The organism is uncultured Bacteroides sp. (assembly GCF_910578895.1).
Classification (GTDB): Bacteria; Bacteroidota; Bacteroidia; order Bacteroidales; family Bacteroidaceae; genus Bacteroides.
The window spans coordinates 1-20,008 of sequence record NZ_CAJTSC010000036.1; the positions used below are offsets into that span (position 1 = coordinate 1).

General features: G+C 50.7%; 17 protein-coding genes. 4 read left to right on the forward strand and 13 right to left on the reverse strand.

Annotated features, from left to right (window positions below; genetic code table 11):
- Positions 1 to 106: 106 nt before the first annotated feature.
- Complete coding sequence (locus QZ327_RS09910; protein WP_294618892.1) at positions 107 to 1,390, reverse strand: BNR-4 repeat-containing protein; 1,284 nt, start codon at positions 1,388 to 1,390, stop codon at positions 107 to 109.
- A 181-nt stretch (positions 1,391 to 1,571) separates the two neighbouring features.
- Positions 1,572 to 4,079, reverse strand: coding sequence for a YfhO family protein (locus QZ327_RS09915; RefSeq protein WP_294618893.1), 2,508 nt, complete (start codon positions 4,077 to 4,079; stop codon positions 1,572 to 1,574).
- A 210-nt stretch (positions 4,080 to 4,289) separates the two neighbouring features.
- Between QZ327_RS09915 and QZ327_RS09920 the strand changes: the two genes are divergently transcribed.
- Both QZ327_RS09920 and QZ327_RS09925 read left to right on the forward strand, forming a co-directional pair.
- Positions 4,290 to 4,994: a 5'-methylthioadenosine/adenosylhomocysteine nucleosidase gene (locus QZ327_RS09920; RefSeq protein ID WP_294618894.1), complete on the forward strand. Its 705-nt coding sequence runs from the start codon at positions 4,290 to 4,292 to the stop codon at positions 4,992 to 4,994.
- A gap of 36 nt (positions 4,995 to 5,030) precedes the next feature.
- The gene (locus QZ327_RS09925; RefSeq protein ID WP_294618895.1) at positions 5,031 to 5,516 is read left to right on the forward strand and encodes an S-ribosylhomocysteine lyase; all 486 of its coding nucleotides are present in this window, start codon (positions 5,031 to 5,033) and stop codon (positions 5,514 to 5,516) included.
- A gap of 125 nt (positions 5,517 to 5,641) precedes the next feature.
- On the opposite strand, the gene QZ327_RS09930 is transcribed toward QZ327_RS09925, so the two are convergent.
- The 5 genes from QZ327_RS09930 to rpsO all read right to left on the reverse strand — a co-directional run bounded on the left by QZ327_RS09930 (position 5,642) and on the right by rpsO (position 12,349).
- Positions 5,642 to 7,288 carry an AMP-binding protein gene (locus QZ327_RS09930; protein WP_294618896.1) on the reverse strand — a complete coding sequence of 549 codons (1,647 nt, stop codon included), beginning with the start codon at positions 7,286 to 7,288 and terminating at the stop codon, positions 5,642 to 5,644.
- Positions 7,289 to 7,464: 176 nt separating this feature from the next.
- On the reverse strand, positions 7,465 to 8,040 hold the full coding sequence (locus tag QZ327_RS09935; RefSeq protein WP_294618897.1) for an XRE family transcriptional regulator: 576 nt from the start codon (positions 8,038 to 8,040) through the stop codon (positions 7,465 to 7,467).
- Between the two features lie 175 nt (positions 8,041 to 8,215).
- Positions 8,216 to 9,160 (reverse strand): hypothetical protein, encoded by a 945-nt coding sequence (locus tag QZ327_RS09940; RefSeq protein ID WP_294618898.1) that lies wholly within the window; start codon positions 9,158 to 9,160, stop codon positions 8,216 to 8,218.
- Between the two features lie 237 nt (positions 9,161 to 9,397).
- A complete protein-coding gene (locus QZ327_RS09945; protein ID WP_294618899.1) occupies positions 9,398 to 10,837 on the reverse strand; it encodes an MBOAT family O-acyltransferase in 1,440 nt (479 codons plus the stop codon).
- A 1,242-nt stretch (positions 10,838 to 12,079) separates the two neighbouring features.
- Positions 12,080 to 12,349, reverse strand: coding sequence for a 30S ribosomal protein S15 (gene rpsO / locus QZ327_RS09950; RefSeq protein WP_005655520.1), 270 nt, complete (start codon positions 12,347 to 12,349; stop codon positions 12,080 to 12,082).
- 159 nt (positions 12,350 to 12,508) lie between these two features.
- Here rpsO and typA point away from each other — a divergent pair, with 159 nt between their 5' ends.
- Positions 12,509 to 14,308, forward strand: a complete 1,800-nt coding sequence (gene typA / locus QZ327_RS09955; RefSeq protein ID WP_294618900.1) for a translational GTPase TypA — start codon at positions 12,509 to 12,511, stop codon at positions 14,306 to 14,308.
- Positions 14,309 to 14,531: 223 nt separating this feature from the next.
- Here the strand turns inward: typA and QZ327_RS09960 are convergent, their stop codons facing one another.
- Together QZ327_RS09960 and pckA are read right to left on the reverse strand one after the other, a co-directional pair.
- Positions 14,532 to 15,179 carry a nitroreductase family protein gene (locus tag QZ327_RS09960; protein WP_294618901.1) on the reverse strand — a complete coding sequence of 216 codons (648 nt, stop codon included), beginning with the start codon at positions 15,177 to 15,179 and terminating at the stop codon, positions 14,532 to 14,534.
- Positions 15,180 to 15,275: 96 nt separating this feature from the next.
- Complete coding sequence (gene pckA / locus QZ327_RS09965; protein WP_294618902.1) at positions 15,276 to 16,883, reverse strand: phosphoenolpyruvate carboxykinase (ATP); 1,608 nt, start codon at positions 16,881 to 16,883, stop codon at positions 15,276 to 15,278.
- A gap of 411 nt (positions 16,884 to 17,294) precedes the next feature.
- Between pckA and upp the strand changes: the two genes are divergently transcribed.
- A complete protein-coding gene (upp, locus tag QZ327_RS09970; protein ID WP_294618903.1) occupies positions 17,295 to 17,954 on the forward strand; it encodes a uracil phosphoribosyltransferase in 660 nt (219 codons plus the stop codon).
- A 10-nt stretch (positions 17,955 to 17,964) separates the two neighbouring features.
- Here the strand turns inward: upp and QZ327_RS09975 are convergent, their stop codons facing one another.
- Genes QZ327_RS09975 through QZ327_RS09990 form a run of 4 tightly spaced genes read right to left on the reverse strand, consistent with a single transcriptional unit; the run spans position 17,965 to position 20,000 of the window.
- The gene (locus QZ327_RS09975; protein WP_294618904.1) at positions 17,965 to 18,417 is read right to left on the reverse strand and encodes a DUF4252 domain-containing protein; all 453 of its coding nucleotides are present in this window, start codon (positions 18,415 to 18,417) and stop codon (positions 17,965 to 17,967) included.
- 2 nt (positions 18,418 to 18,419) lie between these two features.
- Positions 18,420 to 18,989, reverse strand: a complete 570-nt coding sequence (locus QZ327_RS09980) for a hypothetical protein (protein WP_294618905.1) — start codon at positions 18,987 to 18,989, stop codon at positions 18,420 to 18,422.
- 4 nt (positions 18,990 to 18,993) lie between these two features.
- Positions 18,994 to 19,500 (reverse strand): sigma-70 family RNA polymerase sigma factor, encoded by a 507-nt coding sequence (locus QZ327_RS09985; protein ID WP_294618906.1) that lies wholly within the window; start codon positions 19,498 to 19,500, stop codon positions 18,994 to 18,996.
- Positions 19,497 to 20,000 carry a DUF4252 domain-containing protein gene (locus QZ327_RS09990; protein WP_294618907.1) on the reverse strand — a complete coding sequence of 168 codons (504 nt, stop codon included), beginning with the start codon at positions 19,998 to 20,000 and terminating at the stop codon, positions 19,497 to 19,499. Before QZ327_RS09990 ends, QZ327_RS09985 begins: the two co-directional genes overlap by 4 nt.
- Positions 20,001 to 20,008 lie beyond the last annotated feature (8 nt).

Here is a 20,008-nt window from a genome sequence, read left to right on the forward strand (position 1 = left end):
CTCTTATTAACCAAATCACCCCTGTCACAGATATCTATGGCAGGGGTGATTGGTGCATTTGAGGTATTTCGGCACACTCTCTTTTGATTTTAATATGCTCTACTGCTCAAAACACATCATTCACCACATATACATGGCGGTTTCCAACGGACAACCGTTCGGGTATCCCTTTGACAGGATTGGAGAACAACAGCAATTTCAGTTCCGGACGGGCATTGTCTATGACATAGCAGCGTGAGAGAGAGTGCGGTGTTTCTATTTCCGTTTCTTTTTCTACTGTCATCCCTCCGTCGTTTGTAATGAAAGTGACCACTCCTTTGCCCATAGTGGAGTAGAAACGGAACCGGTCGGCGCCCAGCTTTTCAATGCTGCGGGGTTCTCCCTGTGCCGGGAAACCGGTGTGGTGCCAGCTGCTGCCGTTCCAGGTGGCAATCTGTCCGCCCCGTTCTTGCGGATACTGGTGGTGGATGACCGGATAGCCGTTGTCGCGGTAATGCACGGATACCTGCAAGCCGGCGGAATGTCCTCTTTCAGGGATGGGAGTCTCCAATACCAGGCAGTATTTGTCGGATTCGAGGTGGTCGATAGTGGTGCCCAGGTCCTTCCCTTCGATGTTGTACATGTGGTCATCGCTTAAATCGAGATAGGCATAATACACGTTGCGTCCGTACGTGGCGTGGGCATGCTTGCCTAATTTTTCTCCGCAAATGGTCCATGCCAGATGAATTCTTCCTTTCTTCCCGATGTTGGGCTGGTAAGATACCTGCCCGTTGTACACTTCCATCATGTTGTCGGTGGCTCTGGGATAAGGGTCGATGACCATCTGGCGGGTCCATGTCTTGCCGTTGTCCGCAGACTTCACAAACTGATAGGGGCGGTCGTCTGAATATTTGTTTGTACGGCGTGTGTCCCGGTAGAATACGTAGAAGACATTGTCGTCGGTCAGTACCGGAGCGGGGTAGGAAGCACGTTCCGCTTCCGGTATGAAACGGTCTTCCCAATCGCCTTCAATGCTGTTGGGTCGGGGAGACACCGCCATTTTCATGGTGGAGTTGTGGCAGCCGTAGAACATATAGATGCGGTCGTCCTTGCCCCGCAGGATGCCGGGATAATTGTGCTTGTCGGCAAAAGGAGACTGCGCCACGATTTTCGTATCGCTCCATTGCCGGTTGGTGTGGTCGAAAGCCTTCACGGCAGGATGGCTGTTGGCGGTCATCCAGCAGACAAATGTTTTCTGCGCCTTTTCGTCGTAGTATCCTACGGGGATGGGGCGGCGGTCCGAACGGATATTGGAGCATTCTGCAATCATGGATACTTGCGGTGTTTTCTTTTGTGCAAATAGGGATATGCATCCTAAGGCAAAGCACGAAATGAGGATTGTCTTTTTCATGTGTACTGTGTTTATTATTGTTTGGCACAAAAATAGGCGTTCGGCATGAGCCGGATTTGCAGTATTATGTCATAGACTTAAGGTTTTATATCATATCCTTGTTTTGAGAAGAGAAAAAGGAAGTGTGCCGACGAGAATTTTCACCACACTCCCTTTTCCGTACTGTCCGGCAGGCATAATCTTATGCCGCGTATTTCTTCCGTGCCATCAATAGGATGGCGGCTGTCCCGATAACCAGCAGCGCCAGTGCCCCGTAGGCAATGCCTTCCGTCACATGCAGGCTTTTGGGGTCGAAACGCATTTCGATGGTGTGCTTGCCGGCGGGGACATATAGGGTACGCAATACATAGTCCGCACGTGCCAATCCGGCAGGCTGTCCGTCTATGGTTGCTTGCCAGCCGTCAGGATAGTATATCTCGGAGAATACGGCAATTCCGTCTCCCGTGTTTTCCGTTTCATATACCAGGCGGTTGGGTTCGTAACTCGTCAGGCGGATGGTGGAAAGGCTGTCTTTGTGGGCTTCGGCGGTTCCTTTCAATACATCCTTGAAGCGGATGTCGACAACGGCGGTCTCGGTGGGAAGAACGGACCGGAGCGCATCAATCTCTTCGTTGGCGGTGTTTACGTATTGCACGTTTCTCACAAACCAGGCATTGCCGTAGGCATAAGGGTTGAGGACGGGAACGGTCTGCCCTTGCTGTCCGGCGGGGAAGATGAAGTATTTCGTGTTCAGCATGTTCAGCACGCGGAACAGGTTGGCGTCCACGCTTCCCATCTCTCCGCCTGTGGCGGCTATCGCCTGGTAGGCTGCCTGCATTTCGGGGGAGATGTGATGTTCTATCAGCTCCTGGTAGCGGCGCAACTTGGCGGCATGGTAACCGCCGATGTTCTTGTGCCAGTAAGAGGTGTTGTTCTCGTTGAAGGTATTGGTGGCAAAGTTCAGTACGCGGTAGTCGGGGCTTTCGTCCTCCAGGATTGCTTTGTCGGCGGAGCTTTGGTTGAAAGTCGCGGTCTGTGTGAAACGGGGTACGAACTGCTCATCGTTCAGGTATCGTTTGTTCACTGTCCACATGTCTGCCAGGCAGAGCAGGGCGATGCCTGCAACGGTCAGCGGCCGGCGCAACTTGCCTGCTGCGTAGAGCCAGAGCAAGGCACAGCCGATGCCGATGATGAGGAAGCTGCGCAGGGCATCGGAACTGACAAGCGCGGCACGCATTTCGGAAAGGTTGGCGAGGATGCCGGGAAGTTCTTCGGCAGGTATCATCTTTTGGCTGACGGCATTTTGCAACATCTGTGCCTCTTGTGCCGGTACGAAAGTGGAACTGAACATGCCCGGAGCCACTGCCAGCAGCAGGGCGATGCCGGCGGTAAGCAGCAGGCTGATGCCCACGGCTTTCTTTCCCCTACGGAGAATGTCGGGTTCGTCGAGCACGCGTTTCAGCGTGAAGACAGCCAGCAGGGGTATGGTAAATTCGGCGATGACAAGTATGGACGATACGGCGCGGAACTTACTGTACATCGGTATGTAGTCAATGAAGAAGTCTGTCAGCGGCATGAAGTTCTTGCCCCATGCCAATGCGATGGAGAAGAGGGTGGCTCCTGCCAATGCCCATTTCAGGGGACCTTTCAGGATGAAGTATCCCAATATGAAAAGGAAGAGGACGAATGCGCCCACGTATACAGGACCCGAGGTCATGGGTTGGTCGCCGAAGTATTGGGTCAGCTGGCTGTACAACCCGCCATACATGGGGTTGGCTTTCTCCATAGCCGTCTCGCTTTGGCTGAGGGGGACGGAAGCCCCGCCTTTGAAGTTGGGCACGAGCAGGGTAAGCGTTTCGCCTATGCCGTAGCTCCATTGGGTGATGTAGTCGCGGTCCAATCCGCTGCTGGTCTGCTTGGCGGCATCCCCGGTCTGCACCAGTTCGCTCTTGCCGCGCATGGTCTCTTTGCTGTAGGTATAGGTGTGGTAGAGGTTGGAGAGATTGGCGGCTACGCCGATAAGGGCGGCAACCAAGAGTACGGCGCTTGCCTTGAAGAATTGGGGCAGCGTCTTATTGCGCCGTGCTTCCTCAAAATAGGCGCCTGTGATAAACAGGATGACGAACAGGAAGTAGTAGGACATCTGTACGTGGTTCGACATGATTTGCAGGGCGAGGAAGAACGCTGTCAGGACACCGCCTGCCAGCAGCCTGCCCCGATAGGCAAGTACGATGCCCGCTATAGTGGGCGGCACGTAGGCAAGAGTGATGAACTTCCAGATGTGTCCCGCCGAAATCAGGATGAAGAAATAGGACGAGAACGCCCATATAATGCCGCCCAGGCCTGCCAGCCATGCCGGTATGCCGAACGCGCGCAGCAGGATGTAGAAACCCAGCATCAGGATGAACGTCAGGTTGACGTACGAGGGCAGAAACAGTTGGTATGCTTTCTGCGCCCATTGCAGCGGCATGGTAGAATCGTAAGACGGTGCTATCTGGTAGGTCGGCATTCCGCCGAACAGGGAGTTCGTCCAACGGGTCCGTTCACCCGTCTGCTCGTAGTAGGCTTTGGCTTCTTGTCCGGCACCGGCACCGGCAGCCGTATCGTGTTGGAACAGGATGCGTCCTTCCATGTCCGCCGGAAAGAAGTAGGCGAAAGAGATGAGGACGAATGCCAGCATGGCAATCAAGTCGGGGAGATACTTCTTCATTGATTTTGAATTATGAATTTAAAGTATGGTTTCAGAGTATGATTTTGAAACATGAATTTGGCGACAAACTTATATATAAATATTGATTTATACACCAGCCGGATAGATAAATCTGCTGAAATATCGTACCTTTGTCTCCCTGGAAAACCATATTTCAAAATCATACTCTGAAATCATACTGTAAAGTATCAAATTCATAATTCAAAATAGATGAAAATCGGTGTTATCAGCGCAATGGATAGCGAGCACCGCCAGTTGGTGGAGCGCTTGCAGGAAAAGAAGGTGACGGACGACGGCAATTTCCGTTATGTGGAGGGAGTACTCGGCAATAACCGTGTGGTGCTTACGCAATGCGGCATCGGCAAGGTGAGCGCGGCAGTGGGTGCTACGCAACTGATACGCCGTTTCTCTCCGGACTGTGTCATCAGTACCGGTGTGGCGGGCGGCATTGATGCCTGCCTGAAGGTGACGGATGTGGTGGTAAGCGGTTCTTTGGTGTATCACGATGTGTGGTGCGGCGAGGGCAACCGGTACGGTCAGGTGCAAGGCTTTCCTGCCGTCTACAAAGGTTGTGCCCCGTTGCTGGAACATGCCTTGTCGCTGAACGGTGCCGGGCTGGAGAACCGCATTCATGGCGGGCTGCTCTGCACGGGCGACCAATTCATAACCAACCGTGCCGAGTTGGACGTCATCAAACAACGCTTTCCCGAGGGACTTGCCGTGGATATGGAGTCCGCTGCCATTGCACAGGCCTGCTACCTGCATGCCGTTCCTTTCCTCAGTTTCCGTATCATCAGTGATACGCCGGGCGTGGACGACCATGCCGCGCAGTATGCCGACTTCTGGGGCACGATGGCGGAGCGTTCTTTCCGTACAACATGGACTTTCCTTTCCACCCTGCCCGTTACCCTGTAGCCTGTAAATTCATAATTTAAAATTCATAATCCGTAAATGAAAAAAATTCCCAGTTTCACTATCGACCACATCCGTCTGCTGCGCGGCATCTACGTATCGCGCAAGGATGAAGTAAATGGAGAAGTCATCACGACTTTCGACATCCGTATGAAAGAACCCAACCGCGAGCCGGCTTTGGGACAGGGTGCCCTGCACACCATCGAGCATCTTGCCGCAACCTACCTGCGCAACGACCCGCAATGGCAGGACAAGATTGTTTATTGGGGACCCATGGGCTGCCTTACCGGCAACTACCTGCTGATGAAGGGCGACCTGCAGCCGCAAGACATCGTGACTCTGATGCAGGACACTTTCCGCTTTGTTGCCGGATACGAGGGCGAAGTGCCCGGTGCCGCCCCGCAGGATTGCGGCAACTACCTGCTCCACGACCTGCCTATGGCGAAATGGGAGTCTGCCAAATACCTGCATGAGGTGTTGGAACAGATGAAAGAGGAGAATATGCGCTATCCTGAAAAGGATTAGGATGGCGGAAACCGGTGGGTCGGCACGGCTCTTCGATTCTGTGTTTCTTTAAGAAAGCATTCAGCGGCCTGCTGCATCTTCCGATTAGCGTAAAGCCAATCAGGAGGATGAGCAGGCCGCTGATGTTATATAATCTCTATTCCTTGCTCCTTACAAAGTTGCAGCCCCACGTCCTTCAGCTTGAACTTCTGTATCTTGCCGCTTCCCGTCATCGGGAACTCTTTCACGAAGAAGATATATTTGGGTATTTTGTAACGGGAAATCTTGCCGATGCAGAAGTCGCGCACGTCTGACTCGTGCAGGTCCGCTCCTTCGTGCAGGATGATGAACGCGCCGACCGCTTCTCCGTATTTCTTGGAGGGGATGCCTGCCACCTGCACATCCTTGACGCCTTCCAGTTGATAGAGGAATTCCTCGATTTCGCGCGGGTAGATGTTCTCGCCACCACGGATAATCATGTCCTTGATGCGTCCGGTGATGCGGTAATTGCCATCCTCGTCCTTTACGCCCAAGTCTCCGGAATGCAGGAAGCCATCCTTGTCGATGACTTCGGCGGTGGCTTGCGGGTTCTTGTAGTACCCCTTCATGGTGTTGTAGCCTCGGTTGCACATTTCGCCTTGCACGCCTACGGGACATTCCTCGCCGGTCTCAGGGTCGATAACCTTTACTTCGGTATGCTCAAAGTCGCGTCCCACGGTGTTGCAGCGCACATCGAACGAGTCTTCAATCCGGGTGGCGGTCATGCCGGGCGCGGCTTCCGTCAGTCCGTATACGCTGGTCACCTTCATGTACATCTTCTCCTCTACCTGCTTCATCAGTTCGACGGGACAGAGCGAACCTGCCATGATGCCCGTGCGCAGGCTGGACATGTCGAACATTTCGAACATGGGATGGTGCAGCTCGGCAATAAACATCGTGGGCACGCCGTAGAGTGCGGTGCATCGCTCTTTGTGAATGGATGCCAACACTACGAGCGGGTTGAAGCGTTCCACCATCACCTGCGTGCAGCCGTGCGTCAGGCAGTTCATCGTGGCGAGCACCACGCCGAAGCAGTGGAACAGAGGCACGCAGCAGCAGAGCTTGTCGTCGGCAGTGAACTTCATGTGTTCGCCGGTGAGGAAGCCGTTGTTGGTGATGTTGTAGTGGGTGAGCATCACGCCTTTCGGAAATCCGGTGGTACCCGAGGTGTACTGCATGTTTACCACATCGTGGCAGCTTACCCGGCTTTTCAGTTCATCGAGACGGGCGTCTTCCACGTTGTTGCCTAAAAGCAGTATTTCGGAGGTGTTGTACATTCCCCGATGCTTCTCCTGCCCCACGTAGATGACGTTCTTCATGTGCGGAAAACGTTCGCTCTTCAGATGTCCGCGCTGGCAGTTCTTCAGTTCCGGCAGCATGGTGTAGGTCATCTGCACGAAGTCGCTGTCTTTCTCGCCGTTGACGATGCAGAGCGTGTGCATGTCCGAGTTCTCGCACAGGTATTCCAGTTCGGCTTGTTTGTAGTTGGTGTTTACCGTTACGTAGACGGCGCCTATCTTGGCGCAGGCATACAGCAATGTCAGCCAGTCCGGTACGTTTGCCGCCCAGATGCCCACGTGCGTTCCCCGTTCCACGCCGATGGCGATAAGCCCTTTTGCCATGTCGTCCACCCGGCGGTTGAACTGGCTCCAGGTGAAGCGCAAGTTGCGGTCGGAGTAAACGATGTATTCTTTGTCAGGTGTATTTGCGGCCCAATGCTCCAGCCATTGGCCAAGCGTTCTTTCGTATAGCATAATGTTCTTTTAAAGGGAGTTATAAGGAGTTATCGGGAGTTGTCGCCTGCTGAAGCAGGCCTGGGAGTTATAAGCCGATACTTCTTTTATGGGTTTACCTGCCAGTGGGTTGTTTCCAGATTTGTTTGCACAAGTCGGACTATTGGCTTTTAACTCCCGATAACTCCTTCTTATTATTAAATAGGTGTATAGATTACTGCCAGTATCTTTGCCGCCTGTCCCTTGTAGGCATGCACGTGGTGTGGTACGATGGAGTCGTAGTAGATGCTGTCTCCCTCTTCAAGAAGATACGTGTTCTTGCCGTAGCTGATTTCCATTGTTCCCTCCATAACCAGGATGAACTCTTCGCCTTCGTGCGAGGAGAGCACGAAATCGTTGTCGTCCGTAGGAGCTACATCGATGATGAACGGCTCCATGTGTCGGTCTGCTTTCGATTTGGAGAGCGAGTGATACTCCATGTGCTTGCGCGAGTGGATGGCGTTGTTGGAGAAGCTGATGCTGTCCGTTGCTTCCGCCTTGCGGCATACCACGGGACCGTTCTCGTCCTGGCCGTCGAGGAATGTGCCGAGGCGTACGCCCAGCACGCGGGCTATCTTGATAAGCGGCGCCAGCGATGGCAGGTCGATGTTATTCTCAATACGTTCAATCTGTTCGATGGCGAGACCCGAACGTTGTGCCAACTCTTCCATGCTGATGGACTGGCTTTCGCGGAGCGACTTGATTTTTTCTCCTACAATCTTACTTGTATCCATAATTTGATAGTATTTCTGTTCAAAAGGTTATGATTAATAACTGTAGGTTGCAAAAATAAGACATTCTTTTACTTGGTGCAACATTCTGCAAGGAAAAAGTTTGTTTTTGCTCACGCTTCTTCCATTTCGCCCGGATTGCAGGACATCGGGATAGGCTTTGCTTGCCGCATGGGGCTTATTCCGCTTGCAGGCTGTCGGCACGTGCCATGTCTTGCCGCAGCAGGCGCGTGAATTTCGGGGCGCCGATGTCGGAGGAGAGGTGGTTGCCGCTGTGGAAGTCATCGTCAGTGAAGCGGCTGTCATTGAAATAGCTGTATACGCGGACATTGCTCCAGGTTGCGGCTATTTCTTGTAATGCGGCATGCATCTGTTCGACCTGTGCCGGATTGGCAGACTCGTAATACAGTTTGTGAACCGGCGGGATAACAAAATAGAGCTTGATACCCTTGTCCCGGCACAGTCCTGCCGCCTCGTTCAGGCGTCGGACATTCTCGGCGAATGTTTGTTCCGCCCTCTCTCCTTCAGATACCGAGTGCCCTTTTGCGTCTTGCGGGATGTCTTGCAGCCAGTCGCCGCTTCTTTCGGCCGAGTCGAAACTATGGTCCAATCCCAAAGAATCGCATGCCATCGTCCTTTTATGCAGCATATAGTATTTCGACCATTTTCTGAAAGAAATGGAGCCTGTTCCGATTAGCTCGATATTGTAAAGCAAGTCCTTGTGCCTGTCGATATCCATATAGATTTTGTGGTAGGTCACGCTGGTTTTGTCCTGGCTGATGCAATCGTCAATCCACAACGTCTGGTAGGATATTCCCCAAATCACGTTTTGCAGCCGGGGAAGCCTTTCGATATACCTTTCCAGCAACACTTGGTTGTAGCGTAGCCATTGCCCGGAAAGTGACAGGTTGTACGTGCTGTCGGCAAAGTATGCGGGATTGAGACTGCAATTTGTGACCGAACTGCCTATAATCAGGTTCTTGATTTCATTGCCGTGCTTCTCTGTAATCTCCTGTTTGAACTTATAAGAATTTGGGATTTGCCGCAACATCATCTCAAAACCGATGCTCAATATAATCAGCACCGATGAGAACAGGCAGATATGTATCAGGAACTTCTTCATTGTGAATAGATAAGTAAACGTTTAAAGTTGGTTTATATTTGTCGTTCAGAGCAAAGCGAAGAATCCCCTTTCCTTATATATAAAGAAGAAGAAACCGGCTGCTTTTAAAGATACTGCCGTTTTTTTTAAGGGGGAGAGATACTTCGCTTCGCTCTGAATGACAGGGCAAGGTGATAGCCCGTTTGGGTTTTGATACACTCTATAAGGTTGTTCATTGTTAATACTTGTATTATACTCTTAGAATTGGAAATAGATAAACTCTTCCTGGCTGCCTGCCAGCAGGAGGGTAGTTACAAACAAGATGTAATAAAGCGCCCAGCGGACAGCCCGGTGGCGGAAAATGCCTTTCTCCGCTATCTGCAGCCCGAACTGCTTCTCACGTTGCAGCCATTCTATCACCAGCAGTATGCCGATATAGATAAGCGGGTCTTTGCCGTGTGCGGGAAGAACGAAGTCGAACTTCGTTATCATGCACGCTATATAGTCCCATGCCTGGCGGATGCTCTCCGCACGGAAGATAATCCAGCCGATGACGACCAGCAGAAAAGTGGCGCACATCCGGCACGCTTCCTTTATCGTGGGGAGCAGGCGTCCCTGCGCCGCCACATCCGTGTTTCTGCGGTTCTTGCCCATAACGAGCAATGGCAGGAACAACACGGCATGATAGGCTCCCCAGCAGATGAACGTCCAGTTGGCGCCGTGCCAGAAGCCGCTGACAAGGAATATAATCAGCGTGTTGCGCATCGCCTTCCACTTGCCGCACCGGCTTCCGCCCAGCGGGATGTAGATGTAGTCGCGGAACCAGGTGGTGAGCGATATGTGCCAGCGGCGCCAGAACTCGGCGATGTCTCTCGAGAAATAGGGGAAATTGAAGTTGCGCATCAGGTCGATGCCGAACAGGCGCGCCGTGCCGATGGCGATGTCCGAATATCCCGAGAAATCGCCGTATATCTGGAAGGTGAAGAAGAACGCACCCACAAACAGGTGCGTGCCGCCCAGTGTCTGATAGTCGTCGAAGATGATGTTGACGGCGGCGGCGCAGTTGTCCGCCACCACCATTTTCTTGAACAATCCCCACAATATCTGCCGCATTCCGTCTGCCGCCTTGCCGTAGTGGAAGCTGCGTGGTGCGAGGAATTGCGGCAGCAGGTTGGTGGCACGCTCGATGGGACCCGCCACCAGTTGGGGGAAGAAGCTGATGAAGGCGAAGAAAGCCACCGCATCGTGCGTGGGCTTCAGTTTATGCCGGTACACATCAATCGTGTAGCTCAGTGCCTGGAAGGTGTAGAAACTGATGCCCACCGGCAGCAGTATGTCTACCGTCACCCAATCCGGTTCCATGCCGAAGAGACGGAACAGTTGGGCGAGGTTCTCCCCGAAGAAGTTGAAATACTTGAAGATGCAGAGGATGAGCAGGTTGAGGATGATGTTTGCGGCACTGACCCACTTTTGCCTGGTGCGTTGCCCTTCCAGCCGTTCCAGAAGCAGGCCGCCGGCAAAGCTGCAGAGCGTGGTGAATGCTATGAGGAGAAGGAAACGCCAGTCCCACCAACCGTAGAAGGTGTAGCTTGCCGCCACTATAAACAGGTTTTGCCAACGCAGCGGCTTGAACACGAACCAATAGAGCATGAATGCTATCGGCAGAAATATCAGGAACTCAAAAGAATTGAACAGCATGTTACTTGTAATTGGATGACAGACGGTGTCGGCTAATCAATTTGTTTATTATTTAATATTGGTGAACCGCAAAAGTAAACAAAATATAAATCAAATCAATCTTTTCCAAAGAAGAAATAGTCCCGCCAACAGGGCTTTTCCATTTACAGGAGCTGGAGGGAGTTGGAAGGAGGCAAAGGAGGTTGGACATCGGTAGTATCGCTATATATCAACAGGATTATCGGCTTGACTCTTCAGCCCGAAGGGTGATAACTCCTTCTAACTCTCTCCAGCTCCTGTAAATGGAAAAGCTGTACCCGTGCAGGTAATCGGGCAGACGCCGGAAACGAACCGGTTCCGGCTGTTTGCACGGGTGCAAAGTGAAGTGCCATCCGTTCGCTTTATGGCAAAAAGGCGGCAAAACAGCTTTTTTGCTTACTCCCCTTCTTGCCGCTTTCTGCCGAAACAGGAACATGCTGCATAAAGTGCGGATAGATATGCTTCATTTCCCGATGGATATACGCTGTTTATGCAGAAACCGGGCGTTCCCGCCGTTGGATGCAGGTGTTTCTCATGCTGGATGCAAGTGTTTCTGTCGACAGACATTAACATCTGTCGTGATAGACATTAATGCCGCTCATGACAGACATTAATGTCTATCGCGAGCGATGTTAATGTCCCTCGCCACGGACGTCAATATCCGTGAAACGGGGTGCCCGCACGTGGCATTTCCGGCGCTCTTTCCCGCTGGTTTATTTGTAAATATTTCGCTATTGCGCTGGCTGTATGGAAGATAAATGTTTTCCGTTCCGTTTTTTCCCGCCGGCAGCACGTAAGGACGGAAATAGCCGATTCTGCGGCAACGGGAAATGCAAATTGTCAGAAACATGGGCAGAATGACAAAAAGACAAAATGAAGCGTTCTGTTCCGGCAGGAATATACAATCCTGCCGTGGCAAGACGGGATGCGTGTAAAAGGGAGTCCGGATGATGCGGATGTGGGGTTCAAATTAAAAGGCTTTTGATAGGGCATTCATCGTTTCGACGCATTCCCGTAATTGTTTTCACTATAGGCATGAGAGAGGTTTGCCGGGAAAAGGAATGTGCTGTGAAGGGTTGTTGCGGCAGGCGGGGCATCGGGTGATGGCGGCGTATCCCTGCTTTCCCGCTCGGAAGGGAAGTGGGATGGAGGGGCTGAAAAGCAAAACGGGGTGACTTTTCAATGGAAGAGTCACCCCGTTTTAATAGGTTTACCGCAAGTGAATTACTTACGCAAGCCGAGTTCCTGAACAATGGCACGATAGCGGTTGATATCGCGGTCTTTCAGGTAGTTCAACAGCGCACGGCGCTTACCTACCAACATTGTCAAGGCTCTTTCTGTACTATAATCCTTTCTGTTGAGCTTCATGTGCTCAGTCAGATGAGCAATACGGTATGAAAACAATGCTATCTGGGCCTCAGCTGAGCCAGTATCAGTGTTAGACTTTCCGTATTTGCCGAAGATTTCTTGCTTTTTAGCAGCGTCTAAATACATAATGTTTAATTAAAAAGTTGATAATGCTTTTCTCTTTCGAGCGTGCAAAGATAGGCATTATCTTTTATATCGCAATGATATTCAGTAAAAAAATCTTTTCTCTGTGATGTATGTAGTGTAAAATTCGTACCTTTGCCGACCGAAAATAATAGGTATTGTATGCAAAATATTAGAAACATTGCAATTATTGCCCATGTCGACCATGGGAAGACGACACTTGTCGATAAGATGCTTCTGGCGGGAAACCTCTTCCGCAGCAACCAGAGCACAGGTGAATTAATGTTGGATAACAATGATTTGGAACGCGAGCGGGGTATAACAATCCTTTCCAAAAACGTTTCTATCAATTATAAGGACACTAAGATTAATATTATCGATACTCCGGGACACAGTGACTTCGGCGGTGAGGTGGAACGTGTGCTGAACATGGCGGACGGATGTATTCTGTTGGTGGACGCTTTCGAGGGTCCGATGCCGCAGACCCGTTTCGTGTTGCAGAAGGCGTTGCAGATAGGATTGAAGCCTATCGTGGTTGTCAACAAGGTGGATAAGCCCAACTGCCGTCCCGAAGAGGTTTATGAAATGGTGTTCGACCTGATGTTCAGCCTGGAGGCTTCGGAAGACCAGCTGGACTTCCCCGTCATCTACGGTTCGGCAAAGAACAACTGGATGAGCACGGACTGGCAGGCGCCGACGGACAACATTTATCCGTTGCTGGACTGCATTCTGGAAAATATTCCTGCTCCTACGCAGCTGGAGGGCACGCCGCAGATGTTGGTGACTTCGTTGGACTACTCCTCTTATACGGGTCGTATCGCCGTGGGCCGTGTGCATCGCGGCACTTTAAAGGAGGGCATGAACGTCTCCTTGGCAAAGCGCGACGGTTCCATTGTCAAATCGAAAATCAAAGAACTGCATACGTTCGAGGGTATGGGCCGTGTGAAGGTGACGGAGGTCTCTTCCGGTGACATCTGCGCGCTGGTGGGTATCGAAGGGTTCGAAATCGGAGATACAATCTGCGATTACGAAAATCCCGAAGCGTTGGCGCCCATCGCCATCGACGAGCCGACCATGAGCATGTTGTTCACCATCAACGACTCTCCGTTCTTCGGCAAGGAAGGCAAGTTCGTTACTTCCCGCCATATCCACGACCGTCTGATGAAGGAGTTGGATAAGAACCTTGCGCTCCGCGTGCGTAAGAGCGAGGAAGACGGGAAATGGGTGGTGTCCGGTCGTGGCGTGCTTCATCTTTCCGTATTGGTCGAGACGATGCGCCGTGAGGGATACGAGTTGCAGGTAGGACAGCCGCAGGTGATTTTCAAGGAGATAGACGGTGTGAAGCACGAGCCTATCGAGGAACTTACGGTGAATGTCCCCGAAGAGTATGCCAGCAAGATTATTGATATGGTGACCCGCCGCAAGGGTGAAATGGTGAAAATGGAGAGTGCCGGCGAGCGTGTGAACCTCGAGTTCAATATGCCGTCGCGCGGTATCATCGGCCTGCGCACGAATGTGCTGACTGCCTCTGCCGGTGAGGCTATCATGGCGCACCGCTTTAAGGAATACCAGCCTTACAAGGGTGAGATAGAACGCCGCACCAACGGTTCCATGATTGCTATGGAGAGCGGTACGGCTTTTGCCTATGCCATCGACAAGTTGCAGGACCGCGGCAAGTTCTTCATCTTCCCGCAAGACGAGGTTTATGCAGGTCAGGTAGTGGGCGAGCATTCTCACGACAACGATTTGGTGATTAATGTGACGAAGTCGAAGAAGCTGACCAATATGCGTGCTTCCGGTTCCGACGAGAAGGCGCGTCTGATTCCGCCGGTGCAGTTCTCCTTGGAAGAGGCGTTGGAATATATCAAGGGAGACGAATATGTGGAGGTGACGCCTAAGTCCATGCGCATGCGTAAGGTTATCCTTGACGAGATAGAGCGCAAGCGCGCAAACAAGAACTGATTTTACAAGTTTGGTTGTTATATGCAAGAAGCGGATGTGTCGAAAGCATGAAAAGCTTACATAATCACGCTTCTTGGATGCAGATGACACAGATGATGCGGATAAGTAAAAAATCCGCATTATCTGTGTCATCTGCGTTTAAAAGATAGTGGGTAAGTTGTTTCGATATACCCTCTTCTTTGATTATAGGGCCGGTCTTTGGTAAGTTCCTTTATGGCGCCCTTCAATCGATGTATTTCACTTTTGCCGTATCTCTGGGTTTGGCGGCAGGCGCTTCATCCGGATAGCCGAAAGCGATGCAGTAAAGCAACTTGTAGCCTTCGGGGAAGTCCAACTTTTTGATGTATTCGGCAGTTTCGGGCGTGTCGGTCATAAAGCGTGTGGGGCTTGCCAGGCAACAGGAGCCTATTCCCATGGACCAGGCAGCCAATATCATGTTCTCGCCCAGCAGTCCGCAGTCTATTTGTGAACAGTCGTATGAGGTGTCGTTACCGATGAATGCCACTGTAGGCGCATTGCGGAACATGTTTTTGAAACCGGGGGCTTCTGCCGCTTTCGGGTTTTTCTGTTTGAATATCTCGCTTACTCCGTTCAGGAACTCGGGGTTGTCTACTATGCGCACTGCCCAGGATTGTTTGTTCTGTCCGTTGGGGGCGTTGATGCCGCATTCTACAATCACCTTCATCGTGTCCCGGTTCACCGCTTCCGGTTTGTACTTGCGGATGCTTCGGCGTGACATGATTGTCTCTATTACCGCTTCCGGACGGCTTTTCTCCGTTACTGTGTTTTCACTTGTTTTTTGTGCCTGCGGTCCGCAACCGGACAGCATCAGTAGGCAGGCGCCTGCCAACATAAACTTTAAACTCTTCATACGCTGTATTCTGTTAGTAATTGTCTTGCGCAAATCTAACAAAAAAGGCGGCTTCCGAGCACGGAAGCCGCCTTAAATATATATAATCCGTTTCTATTAGAGTTTCGGACCTGCAGCAACCAAAGCCTTGCCAGCTTCGTTACCGGTGAACTTAGCGAAGTTCTTGATGAAACGTCCAGCCAAGTCTTTTGCTTTTTCTTCCCACTTGCAAGCACATTCGTAAGTGTCGCGGGGATCGAGGATTTTCGGATCAACACCCGGCAACTCTGTCGGAACAACGAAGTCGAAGAAAGGAATAACCTTCGTCGGAGCCTTGTCGATAGAACCGTCGAGGATAGCGTCGATGATACCACGGGTATCTTTGATGGAGATACGCTTGCCGGTACCGTTCCAACCGGTGTTAACCAAGTATGCTTTAGCACCTACTTTTTCCATCTTCTTAACCAGTTCTTCTGCATATTTAGTAGGATGCAGGCTCAAGAAAGCAGCACCGAAGCAAGCAGAGAATGTCGGAGTCGGTTCAGTGATACCACGTTCAGTACCTGCCAACTTAGCAGTGAAACCGGACAGGAAGTAGTACTGAGCTTGTTCCGGGTTCAGGATAGATACCGGAGGCAATACGCCGAAGGCATCGGCAGACAGGAAGATTACCTGATGAGCGTGAGGACCTTTGGAAACCGGCTTAACGATGTTGTTGATGTGGTAGATAGGATAAGAAACACGAGTGTTTTCAGTCACGCTCTTATCTGCGAAGTCAATCTTGCCGTCAGCAGCAACTGTTACGTTCTCCAACAGGGCGTCTTTCTTGATAGCAGCGTAGATATCGGGTTCGCTTTCTTTGTCCAAGTTGATAACTTTAGCGTAGCAACCGCCTTCGTAGTTGAATACACCTTCGTCATCCCATCCGTGTTCGTCGTCACCGATCAGCAGACGTTTCGGGTCGGTAGACAAGGTAGTCTTACCTGTACCGGACAGACCGAAGAAGATAGCAGAGTCAGTACCTTCCATGTTAGTGTTGGCAGAGCAGTGCATGGATGCGATACCGCGCAACGGGTTCTTGTAGTTCATGATAGAGAACATACCCTTCTTCATTTCACCGCCGTACCAAGTGTTCAGGATAACCTGTTCGTTGGTCTTCAGGTTGAATACGGTAGCTGTTTCAGAGTTCAGACCCAGTTCCTTGTAGTTGTCAACCTTAGCTTTGGATGCGTTGAAGCATACGAAGTCGGGTTCGCCGTAGTTTGCAAGTTCTTCAGCTGTGGGGCGGATGAACATGTTGGTTACGAAGTGAGCCTGCCATGCCACTTCCATGATGAAACGCACTTTCATGCGAGTAGCGGGGTTGGCACCACAGAAAGTATCTACAACGAACAGACGCTTGCCGCTCAGCTGGTTCACAGCTTTAGCTTTCAGGTCGGCCCAAGCCTCTTCCGAGCAAGGTTTGTTGTCGTTTTTGTATTCTTCGGAAGTCCACCATACAGAATCCTTGCTGGCTTCGTTCATTACAAAGAATTTATCTTTAGGAGAACGTCCGGTATAGATACCTGTCATTACGTTCACAGCACCCAGTTCAGTCACTTGACCTTTTTCAAAGCCTTCCAGCTCGGGTTTGGTCTCTTCAGCGAACAATACATCGTAAGACGGATTGTGAAGTACTTCCTTCACGTCTACGATACCGTACTTGCTTAAATCTAAATTTGCCATTTCTTTTAAGATTTTTAAATTTGGTATTTGGTTTATAATCTCTTTTCGTACTCTTTCTGCAAGGGTGATGAACGGATGGGAAAAACGCACGTTTCAATAAGCCCTTGTTTTTGCGGTTACAAAAGTAATACTTTATTTTAAAAGAGACATCCCATTAGAGAAATTTTTCCCTAATGGGATGTCTTTTATAAAACCGTAACAATATCTGCAAACTGCATGTTGCAAATTGAGTGGAAATCGCTTACTTTGCATCTGTGTTTTCTATGAGAAATGGATGTAAATGCTAATGAGTGATTGTCTTACTGCCGTCTTCCGTTCAGAACGGAGCCAAGAATGACAGGCAGTATGAGGTAGTTATGCGTACCCGTTTATACAGAATGACTAATACTTATTTAACCTGATAATATAATAATGAGAGTTATCGACTTTGCCGAGACTAACTCGGTCTTGAATCAGTACATGGCGGAGATACGCGACGTGCAAGTGCAGTCCGACCGTATGCGCTTCCGCCGGAACATCGAACGCATCGGTGAAATCATGGCGTATGAAATGAGTAAGGAACTGACCTATTCCGAAAAGCAGGTGCAGACACCGTTGGGAATAGCGCCTGTCAGCACTTTCGATGATGATGTGGTGGTCGCCACCGTCTTTCGTGCCGGACTGCCGTTGCACACCGGTTTCTTGAATGTATTCGACCGTGCGGGCAATGCTTTCGTGTCTGCCTACCGGTATTATAAGGACAAAGAGTGCCGTACGGTAGATGTACATATCGAGTATATTGCCACTCCCGACCTTTCCGGTAAGACGTTATTGCTGGTTGATCCGATGCTTGCCACGGGCGAGAGCATGGAACTTGCCTGGAAAGCTTTTCTCACGAAAGGCACGCCTGCCAAGTTGCAGATAGCCTGTGTCATTGCCAGCAGGCAGGGAGTGGAACATTTGCAGCGGGTATTCCCCGGTGATGAGGTCTCTTTGTGGTGTGGAGCCATCGACCCGGACATGAACGAACACTCTTATATCGTTCCGGGACTGGGCGATGCCGGAGACTTGGCTTTCGGGGACAAACTTTGACGCTTGCAGGTTAATGGTTTATTACCCCTTGGAGTTCTTTTAAGGTGAGCTGGCCGTTGAGCAGGATGATGACGAACTCATTCGGTTCATCGACCAGCAACACATACTCGTTCTCCTTTGTCCCTTCTTTGGTATAGATGGTGATGCGTTCTCCCTCTTCCCTGATACGCATCAGTTCCTCATAGCCGTTTTTGTGATTGATGTGGGCGGTTTCCTTGCGAAGTTCGTTAGCCACAGCCTTGTTTTCGCACGAGAGGATTTGCAGGCTGTTTATCTTGTCGGCTACGTTGGCAAGGTTGATGTTTCCGTTGTTGATGTTCTTCATCATGCCGAACATTTTCTTGGAGATATAGACGGAGGTGACTCCCTTGCGGTCCGCAAATTTATCGAAGAAACTCTCTTGTGCGTACAGTCCTGTGCTTGCCAGCAGGACGATTATCCATGTGATGAATACTTTTTTCATAATCAGTTCGTTTTTTTAATGTCATTGTTTATAGTCTGAGGATTGTCGGCAAGTGCGTTGCGGCATTTTTCCAGCTGTTCCCTTATCCGGAGAGTCCGGCTTTCGGCCTTTGAGATATGATTTTGTCCTTTGTTCAAGGCCGTGGCGAATAGTTGCAGGGCGCGTTGTGCTTCTGCATACGCCAGTTGCGGGTTGTCGAATGTATCGTGCGGCTGGTCGGCAGACTTCTGTATGTACAGTCCGGCACCGGCGGCAATGAGCAGTGCGGCGGCTATGCCCGTGTACCATCTTGCCATGCGAGGCGTAGGCTTGTTTATTTTCAGGCGTGTTTGCCGCATGCCATCCGCTTCCCACCGGCTGATGTTTTCCGAGAGACGTTCTTCCAGCCCCGCAGGCAGAGGCTCTTCCTGCCGTGACAGGGCGGAAAGGAAAAGAAAGGTTTCGCGGTCGGCTTTCAACCTTTCCGGCACATCGTTTTGCAGGAAGAAGGTTTTCAGTTGTTGTTCTTCCGGCAGGGTGGTTTCACCCCGATAGTAGCGTTCCAGTAGTATTTTCAGTTCTTCTGTTTTCATTGTTCTATTCCTTTCCGGTTATACGGTTGAATTGTTCTCTGATTCTTTGGCGTGCCCTCGAGAGGGTGACACGTATGTTTACGGCATTCAGCCCGGTGGCATGTTCTATCTCTTCGAACGAACATTCGTTGACATCGCGCAGCCACAATACTTTGCGTTGCTGTGGGGGTAACCTGGTGATGAGCGCTTTGAGTTGTGCCTGTTCGTCACGTTTTTCCAGTTGCTGTTCCGGGTTGTCGTTTTCGCTCAATTCGGTACGTTCGGGTAACTGTTCTTCCGACTGGTAACGTTTGGTTTGCATCAGGCTGAAGCAGAGGTTGCGCACGGTCGCCACGCAGTAGGCGGGAATATTGGAGCGGATATCCAGTTCGTTGCGTCTGTTCCATAGTTTCAGGTACGTCTCCTGTACCATGTCTTCGGCATCTTGGGCGTTTCCCAACAATGCGTATGCGGCTCGGTACAAGCGTCTGTGCAGGGGTAGGAAAGTCTGTTTGAATTCATCGGCATTCATTTTTTTCCTTTGTTTTCCGCTTGTTTCACTAATGCGTCGATGTCGCTCTCCTTGAAGTCGCCTTTGAATTGTATCAGCACGCAATCTTCGGCACCGCTGCATACAATGAGCAGTTCTTTGATGGTTTCCTTCTCTTCGCGAACCAGTATTTTTACTTTGTCGTCTTCATCATTGACGCGTACCAGGGTTTCGTATTGTTCGGTATTGAGAGCATTGATACGCTTCGTGAACTTCTGTTTTACGCTGTTGCTGCATTTTTCCAGGTCGAGTACTTTTATTGAGTGGACACTGTGCATCAGTCGTTTCATTTCGGCACTGCCTTCTTCTTCATCCTTATCTTTATTAACAAATACTTGTCCCAGTTTTATCAGGAAGCGTGGAACGGAAATGTATTCGGCATTTCTGGCCTCCTTGAATTCGTTGAACACTTGTTTTGCGTTGATTGCCCAAGTTGATTGTATTGCTGCGAACAGCAGGCATATTGCTATAATCTTTTTCATGTTTTCTG